This is a genomic window from Desulfobulbus alkaliphilus (assembly GCF_016918545.1).
GTDB lineage: Bacteria > Desulfobacterota > Desulfobulbia > Desulfobulbales > Desulfobulbaceae > Desulfobulbus > Desulfobulbus alkaliphilus.
Map to the genome: position 1 here is coordinate 1 of NZ_JAFFQC010000059.1, position 8,079 is coordinate 8,079.

The following is an 8,079-nucleotide window of genomic DNA, read 5'->3' on the forward strand; positions in this document are numbered from 1 at the left end:
ATGGCTATTCTCCTTTTTGATTGAATTTAACGGGTTTTTTTCAAAAGGATGTATAGCCATGGCTCGCCTTCGTTTTCAACACTTAAGTTTCATGCTTCGTTGTGACTTCTTGTCATGGGGGTTAGTACGAATACCGTTTTACGCCATGCTGCTCAACCTTTTTTTCTTTTTCCAGTCGCCTTCTCGTCTTCTTTGCGCATCTCCTCAAACAGAATACAATCCAGCGCCGGGTCGTCATCGAGAAGGCCATGGAATTCCTCGTCATCATCGCGCATCAGCTGTACCTTTTTCGAGCGTTATTATCCTATCCTCAACTTGATCAGCAGGTTTTTTTCATCCTCAGTTGGACGAAATACGGCTCATGCTCCGAAAGGCCTAATCAAGGTCGTACCTTCGTGTCAGCAGAAATTAATACTTTCTTTTTTTCGTGATCTATCCAGCAACCGCCGCACCGGGGCCGCTTCGATTTTCTGTTGAAGCATCAAGCATTCATGGCCTCCAAATAGGGTCGCATTACATTGCTCATCCGGCAGATCTTGGCAAATTTCCAAAGAGTATCCGCCTCGCATCGACGGTTTCGCAGGCAATCCTTCAAGGCTTCAAGGGCTACATCCAGGCCAATTTTATTGCGATATTTGAAACAATCTGCCACCGTTTTCCCAGGTTGGTATATAGCCACCGGTATTCCGTCGATGATGTGACTTTCTACTCCTTCAATCAGTGCCGGACCGGAAAAACGAACGAATCGTATCGGCAGTTCCTTGTGCACCGGCAAACGTGTTTTCCGGTCAATCGCCATCCAAATCTCATGTGGTGTCTGAGTGGTGAGGTCATGAAAGCGCAGAGCGGAAAACAGGCAGATAATACCTTTCGGCACCATTTTCGCTGCTTCAGCCAGAGAATGATGCTCGGAAACTGGAATTCCCGGCAGTTTGTACACTCCTCGCGCCAACTTTTCAACCAGGCCACGCAGGTAGAGTCGCTGCAAGGTGATGCGTGGGATTCCCAATTCGTCAAGATCAACAGGCCGCAGAACAGTTCGAGTTTTTAGGAGCTGCAGAATTTTTTGAGAACTTCTTTGCATGCGGTACCCCTTCCTTTGGGTACGTTCAACGTTTCTGTTGAGCTTTCACCGTTTCAAATGTTACGAAAGATCGACACTCGAATATATATGCCGACAATTAATAACAAGCAAGGGGCAATTCTTCCTGGTGACAATCTGCCGTTTTACAACCACCATTCCTTCCGATCTTTCGTCAAGTACAGGTGCATCAGCCAAAAATCGTAATCGGACGGTCCTCAGTGTCACGTGGTATCACCGCTATTATTGCAAAAATCCTTTTGTGCCAAGTTTCCAGGAGGGTGAAGATGAGGTGACAAAGCATGCTTGCATTTAATTTATTATTATCATAGAGTTACAAGTATTCATAGTGAAATGGGTTTTTCACGGGCACCATCGGCCAGCAATGACAACTTGTGCTGCTGAATAAACAACTAGACCATACCGCCTGACCACCGGGCTGGTAAGCCATGAAACTGCAAAAAAGATGTCGTCGACGAGCGTTGAACCGGGAGCCTATAGACGTCGACTCGAGGCGCAAGGAGTAATAACGGACCATGAATCATGTGATCCACAATAGTATTGTGAATTTTATCTGGGGCATCGCCGACGACGTGTTACGGGATGTCTATGTGCGTGGCAAGTACCGCGACGTTATCCTGCCCATGACGGTCATTCGGCGTCTCGATGCGCTGCTCGAGGCGAGTAAGGATAAGGTGCTCGGCATGAAAAAACAGCTCGACGGCGCCGGGATCGTCAACCAGCACGCTGCGCTTTGCCAGGCCTCGGGTGAGGCTTTTTACAACGTCTCGCCCTTTACCCTGCGCGACCTGAAAAATCGCGCCAAGCAGCAACAGCTCAAGGCTGATTTCGAAGCCTACCTGGACGGCTTTTCGCCAAACGTCCAGGAAATCCTCGATAAGTTCAAGTTCCGCAACCAGATCCCCACGTTGATCGAGGCGGATATCCTTGGCCACCTTATCGAGAAATTCCTTGATGGTCGCATCAATCTCAGCCCCAAGCCAGTCCAAGACATAGACGGCAACGAGATTCTTCCAGCGCTGGATAATCACTCCATGGGCACCATTTTCGAGGAGTTAATCCGTCGCTTCAACGAGGAGAACAACGAAGAGGCTGGAGAGCACTTTACGCCCCGCGACGTGGTCAAGCTCATGGCTGATCTGATCTTCCTGCCGGTGGCCGATGACATCGAATCGGGCACCTATCTTGTCTATGACGGGGCCTGTGGCACCGGCGGCATGCTGACCGTGGCTGAAGAGCGCCTGGCCGAGCTGGCCCAGAGCCACGGCAAGCATGTCTCCATCCACCTGTTCGGCCAGGAGGTGCAGCCGGAAACTTACGCCATCTCCAAGGCCGACCTGCTACTCAAAGGCGAAGGGGCCGAAGCCGAAAACATGAAGTACGGTTCAACGCTCTCCAGTGATGCCTTTCCGTCGCAGGAGTTCGACTTCATGCTCTCCAATCCGCCCTACGGCAAGAGCTGGAAGACCGATCTGGAGCGCCTGGGCGGCAAGAACGATATCAAGGACCCTCGTTTTGTCACCCAGCACGCCGGCGACCCGGAGTACAAGATGATCACCCGCTCCTCGGACGGGCAGCTCATGTTCCTGGTCAACAAGCTCTCCAAGATGAAGCACACCACCCGTCTCGGCAGCCGCATCGCCGAAGTCCACAACGGTTCGTCGCTCTTCACCGGCGACGCTGGTCAGGGAGAGAGCAACATCCGCCGCTGCATCATCGAGAACGACTGGCTGGAGGCCATCATCGCGTGTCCGGAGAACATGTTCTACAACACCGGTATCGCGCCACCTACATCTGGGTGCTGACTAACCGTAAGAGAGAAGAGCACCAAGGCAAGGTCCAGCTCATCGACGCCAGCGAATGGTCTGTGCCGCTGCGCCGCAACCTCGGCAAGAAGAACTGCGAATTCGCCGAGGAACACATTCGCGCCATCTGCGACCTGGTGGTGAATCCGGTCGAAACCGAGAAATCCAAGATCTTCCCCAACGAGGCCTTCGGCTACTGGAAGGTGACGGTGGACCGTCCGTTGCGCCTCGCCGTCGACCTCAGCCAGGCCCGGCTGGAACGGTTCGAACAAACCTGCGCCAAGGCCAAGGAAGAGCCGCTGGCCAACCTGGCCAGTCGTGTGGCTGAGACCATCGGAGCTGGTCCGCATCTGGATTTCAACGTCTTCATGGACGCTGCTCAGGCCGATGCCGACAAGCACGGCGTCAAGCTCACCGCCAAGCGCAAGAAGCTGCTGCAAAGCGAACTCTGCGACACCAGCGAGGACGCCTGCCCGGTCATCAAGAAAGTGCATAAGCCTGGAAAGACAACGCCGAAACCGATGACCGGGAAGTTTGAAGTGGGAAGTCTGAAGTGTGAAAAGGACCAGCTTCACCCTTCACACCTCACCCTTCACCCTTCTTCCGTGGTCGAATACGAGCCGGATACCGCCCTGCGTGACAGCGAGCAGGTGCCGTTGTTGGAAGAAGGCGGCATCGAGGCCTTTTTCCAGCGCGAGGTTTTGCCCTACACCCCGGATGCCTGGATCGACCCGAGCAAAACGCTGGAGGGCTACGAGATCTCCTTCACCCGCCATTTCTATCGGCCCGCGCCTATGCGTACCTTGGATGAGATCAAGGCTGATATTTACGCCCTTGAGCAGGAGACTGAAGGCCTTCTGGAACAGATTGTCGGGGAGGCTGAATGATGAAGCTGGCCGCCTATCCAGAATACAAGGATTCTGGACAGCCGTTTCTAGGCGAAATTCCAGCCCACTGGAATCTGTTCCGGAATGGCCGTCTTTTTTCTCAGCGCAACGAGACTGGGTTTGGGGAACTGCCCATCCTTGAGGTGTCGTTGAAAACCGGCGTTCGCGTGCGCGACATGGATAACTTGAAGCGTAAGCAGGTGATGTCCGACCGGGAAAAATACAAGCGTGCGACCCAAGGGGATATTGCCTATAACATGATGCGCATGTGGCAGGGGGCCGTTGGCGTCGCACCCGTCGATGGGCTGGTCAGCCCGGCCTATGTTGTTGTGCGACCTTTTCCCGAGGTGGACTGCAATTACTTCAGCTATCTGTTCCGCACTGCCTCCTATATGAACGAGGTGGACGCCTATTCCCGTGGAATCGTCAAAGACCGCAACCGGCTTTACTGGCAGGATTTCAAACGTATGCCTTCGCCGGTTCCGCCGGTTGATGAGCAGCGACACATCATCAGATTTCTCGATGCGATTGGAGGCAAGGCCCAGAGATTCATCCGCAACAAGCGGCGGCTCATCGTACTGCTCAAGGAGCAGAAACAGAACGTCATCAACCAGGCCGTGACCCGGGGGCTCGATTCCAACGTCAAGTTCAAGCCGAGCGGCGTGAAATGGATCGGGGATATTCCGGAGCATTGGGAAGTGCGTCGACTCAAGTTCTTGTGCCACAACTTGAATGAGCAAACGTCCGAAAAGAAGCCAGGAGAGGCCTACATAGCTCTTGAACACATAGAAAGCTGGACCGGCAGGATCTCGCTACCTGACGGCGAGATCATCTTCGATAGTCAAGTGAAGCGTTTTCGGCCTGGTGATGTTTTGTTCGGAAAGCTACGACCGTATCTGGCGAAGATAACAAGGCCACAGTTTTCTGGAGTTTGTGTAGGTGAGTTTCTGGTCCTGCGAGTTACCGGAAAGGTATCAGCTGATTTTCTTGAACAAAAGCTTCGTTCAAAACGCCTAATTGATCTGATTAACAGCTCAACATTTGGAGCAAAAATGCCTCGGGCAGATTGGACATTCATTGGGAATTTGAAGATTGCGTATCCACCAGAGATCGAGCAGCGAGAAATTCTTAAACACATCCAGGAAAAAACGGCAGAGATCGACCAGGCTATAAACCGCGCCCAACGCGAAATAGAGCTGATGCGCGAATACCGCACCAGGCTGATTTCCGATGTGGTCACCGGTCAGGTGGATGTGCGCGGTATCGAGGTGCCGGAGGTTGTCGAGGAAGAGTTGCTGGCGCCGGATGAGGATGTTGCCGAATCCGAAGATCTGATCGTTGACGAGGGGGATATGGAGGTCGAGGAATGACCGTTGACCGGCCAACCGAGTATCTTATCGGACTTGTACATGAGCTGCGCAAGCTGCCCGCCGAGACCGAGTAGGTCATGAAGTATGTCCAGTTCTGGGCAAAAGTTTAATTGACGGGTAATTGATGAATCACCGGAACAAGCCTGCATGAAAATATTAACTTATTGATATATAATAGAATTTTTATTTCAGGCTAATTGATCGGTTGAGACGAAAAGAAGTGGGGCCGGGGGCTGATATGCAGACGGATACAACGGAAAAAGGGCTGGAAAGCCTGATTGTCCAATCGCTGGTCCATCAAAGCGGCTACATTCAGGGCGACCCGCAGGATTACGACCGGGAACATGCCGTCGACCTGGCCAAGCTGCTGCAATTTCTTGCCGCCACCCAGCTTGACACTTATGAAGCTCTCGGCATCGACGAAGACGGTCCCAAGCGCACCCATTTTCTGCACCGGCTCCAGGGCGAGATTGCCAAGCGCGGCGTGGTGGAGGTGCTGCGCAGCGGCATCAAGCACGGTCCGGCCCATGTGGACCTTTTCTACGGCACGCCGACGCCGGGCAACGTGAAGGCAGCCGAACGATTCGCGGCCAACATCTTCAGTGTCACCCGCCAGCTCCGCTACAGCCGCAACGAGACCGCGCTTTCCCTCGACATGGCCGTGTTCCTCAACGGCCTGCCCATCGCCACTTTCGAACTTAAGAACAAGCTCACCAAGCAGACGGTTTTTGATGCCGTGCAACAATATCAGCGCGACCGCGACCCCAAGGAGTTGTTGTTCCAGTTCGGCCGCGGCATTGCCCATTTTGCCGTGGACGACCACGAAGTGCGTTTCTGTACCCACCTCAAGGGCAAGGGCTCGTGGTTTCTGCCCTTCAACAAGGGCTACAACGACGGCGCGGGCAATCCGCCGAACCCGGCCGGTCTGGCCACCGACTACCTGTGGAAGGAAACTCTCTCCAAACAAGGTCTGACCGACATCCTGGAAAACTACGCCCAGGTGGTGGAGGAAAAGGATGAGCAGACCGGCAGGAAAAAGTACAAGCAGATCTTCCCTCGCTACCACCAATTGAAGGTGGTGCGGATGTTGTTGGCGAATGCCCGGAAGACGGGAATTGGCAGGCGCTACCTGATCCAGCACTCGGCGGGCAGCGGCAAGAGCAACTCCATCGCCTGGCTGGCACACCAACTCGTGGGGCTGGAGTTTGAGGCCAACGCGCTGTTCGATTCCGTCATCGTGGTCACCGACCGACGGGTGCTCGACAAGCAGATTCGCGACACCATCAAGCAGTTCGCCCAGGTTTCCGCCACCGTCGGCCATGCCGAGCATTCCGGCGACCTGCGTCGATTCCTCAAGGCCGGGAAAAAAATCATTATCACCACCGTGCAGAAATTCCCCTTCATCCTCGAGGAGATCGGCGACGAACACCGCAAGAGCAAGTTCGCCATCATCATTGACGAGGCTCACTCCAGTCAGGGCGGCAAAGCAACCAAGGCTATGAATATGGCCGTTGCGGAAAAGCCGGGTGAATACAAGGAGGAGTGGGATGAACTGGACACCGAGGACAAAATCAACAAGATCATGGAAGACCGGAAGATGGTGACCAACGCCAGCTACTTCGCCTTCACCGCCACCCCAAAAAACAAGACCCTGGAGATCTTCGGCAATCCTGACCCGCAACCCGACGGTACTGTGAAGCACCACCCGTTCCATACCTACACCATGAAGCAGGCCATCCAGGAGGGTTTCATCCTTGATGTGCTCAAGAATTATACCCCGGTGGCATCAGCAAAGTTGTTAGTAAAAACTATCTTGGACGATCCTCTCGTAGATAAAAACAAAGCGTGGAAGAAGATTCGCAACTATGTTGAATCTCATCCCCACGCCATTCGGGAAAAAACTGAAATCATGGTGGACCATTTCCAAGAAACAGTTATCGGCCATCGCAAGATCGGCGGCCAGGCTCGGGCCATGATCATCACCAACGGCATCGTGCGGGCCATCCAATATTTCCACGCCTTCAAGGCTTATCTCAAAGAATGCAAAAGCCCTTACGCGCCCATCGTCGCCTTTTCCGGGGAGCACGAGTATGGCGGCAAAAAGGTCACCGAAGCTACCCTGAACGGCTTCCCCAGCAGCCAGATCCCGGACAAGGTCAAGCAGGACCCGTACCGCTTTCTGATCGTCGCCGATAAATACCAGACGGGTTATGACGAACCGTTGCTGCATACCATGTACGTGGACAAGGCGCTCTCCGGCATCAAGGCGGTGCAGACTCTCTCACGGCTCAATCGCGCCCATCCGCAAAAGCACGACACCTTTGTGCTCGATTTCTATAACGATTCCGAGATAATCAAGAAGTCGTTCGAGCCTTATTACCGTGCGACCATCCTCAGTGACGAAACCGATCCCAACAAACTGCACGACCTCAAGTCGGATCTGGACGGTTACCAAGTCTACGCTCAGCAACAAATCGACGATCTGGTAAAACTCTACCTGAATGGGGTGGACCGCGACAAGCTCGACCCGATCCTGGATGCCTGCGTGGCCACCTATAATGCCGAACTCGATGAAGACGGCCAGGTGGATTTCAAGGGCAAGGCCAAGGTTTTTGTGCGCACTTACGGCTTTCTGGCCTCGATCCTGCCGTACTCGAATGCTGGTTGGGAGAAACTGTCGATCTTTCTGAACTTCCTGATTCCGAAGCTCCCCGCGCCCAAGGAAGAGGATCTCTCCCGGGGCATCCTGGAGGCCATCGATATGGACAGTTACCGTGTCGAGGTACTAAGGAGTCTAGTAAAAATAACTTGAACATTATGGGTTTTGTTTAGGGGCAATCTTGTAGTTCCACTCGCCGTGAAACTCATCACGAATGAGCGCGAGTTGTTCCATGTCTTTGTCGGGAACCTTAATA

At 53.6% G+C, this 8,079-nt stretch carries 4 protein-coding genes and 1 pseudogene; 3 read left to right on the top strand and 2 right to left on the bottom strand.

Annotation, left to right across the window (positions count from 1 at the left end):
* Positions 1 to 152: 152 nt before the first annotated feature.
* Together JWG43_RS19965 and JWG43_RS16845 are read right to left on the bottom strand one after the other, a co-directional pair.
* On the bottom strand, positions 153 to 275 hold the full coding sequence (locus JWG43_RS19965) for a hypothetical protein (protein WP_275888487.1): 123 nt from the start codon (positions 273 to 275) through the stop codon (positions 153 to 155).
* Between the two features lie 206 nt (positions 276 to 481).
* Positions 482 to 1,084 (bottom strand): type IV toxin-antitoxin system AbiEi family antitoxin domain-containing protein, encoded by a 603-nt coding sequence (locus JWG43_RS16845; RefSeq protein ID WP_205244115.1) that lies wholly within the window; start codon positions 1,082 to 1,084, stop codon positions 482 to 484.
* A 533-nt stretch (positions 1,085 to 1,617) separates the two neighbouring features.
* Between JWG43_RS16845 and JWG43_RS20330 the strand changes: the two are divergent.
* The 3 genes and pseudogenes from JWG43_RS20330 to JWG43_RS16865 all read left to right on the top strand — a co-directional run bounded on the left by JWG43_RS20330 (position 1,618) and on the right by JWG43_RS16865 (position 7,976).
* Positions 1,618 to 3,794, top strand: a pseudogene (locus tag JWG43_RS20330) (type I restriction-modification system subunit M).
* On the top strand, positions 3,791 to 5,164 hold the full coding sequence (locus JWG43_RS16860) for a restriction endonuclease subunit S (RefSeq protein WP_205244118.1): 1,374 nt from the start codon (positions 3,791 to 3,793) through the stop codon (positions 5,162 to 5,164). Before JWG43_RS20330 ends, JWG43_RS16860 begins: the two are co-directional and overlap by 4 nt.
* Before the next feature lie 238 nt (positions 5,165 to 5,402).
* Positions 5,403 to 7,976 carry a type I restriction endonuclease subunit R gene (locus JWG43_RS16865; protein ID WP_205244119.1) on the top strand — a complete coding sequence of 858 codons (2,574 nt, stop codon included), beginning with the start codon at positions 5,403 to 5,405 and terminating at the stop codon, positions 7,974 to 7,976.
* Positions 7,977 to 8,079 lie beyond the last annotated feature (103 nt).

What these genes read in the sequence shown, in the direction of transcription:
- JWG43_RS16865 (WP_205244119.1), top strand. Translation starts at nt 5,403, where the DNA reads ATGCAGACGGATACAACGGAAAAAGGGCTGGAAAGCCTGATTGTCCAA.
- JWG43_RS16845 (WP_205244115.1), bottom strand. Translation starts at nt 1,084, where the DNA reads ATGCAAAGAAGTTCTCAAAAAATTCTGCAGCTCCTAAAAACTCGAACT.
- JWG43_RS19965 (WP_275888487.1), bottom strand. Translation starts at nt 275, where the DNA reads ATGCGCGATGATGACGAGGAATTCCATGGCCTTCTCGATGACGACCCG.
- JWG43_RS16860 (WP_205244118.1), top strand. Translation starts at nt 3,791, where the DNA reads ATGATGAAGCTGGCCGCCTATCCAGAATACAAGGATTCTGGACAGCCG.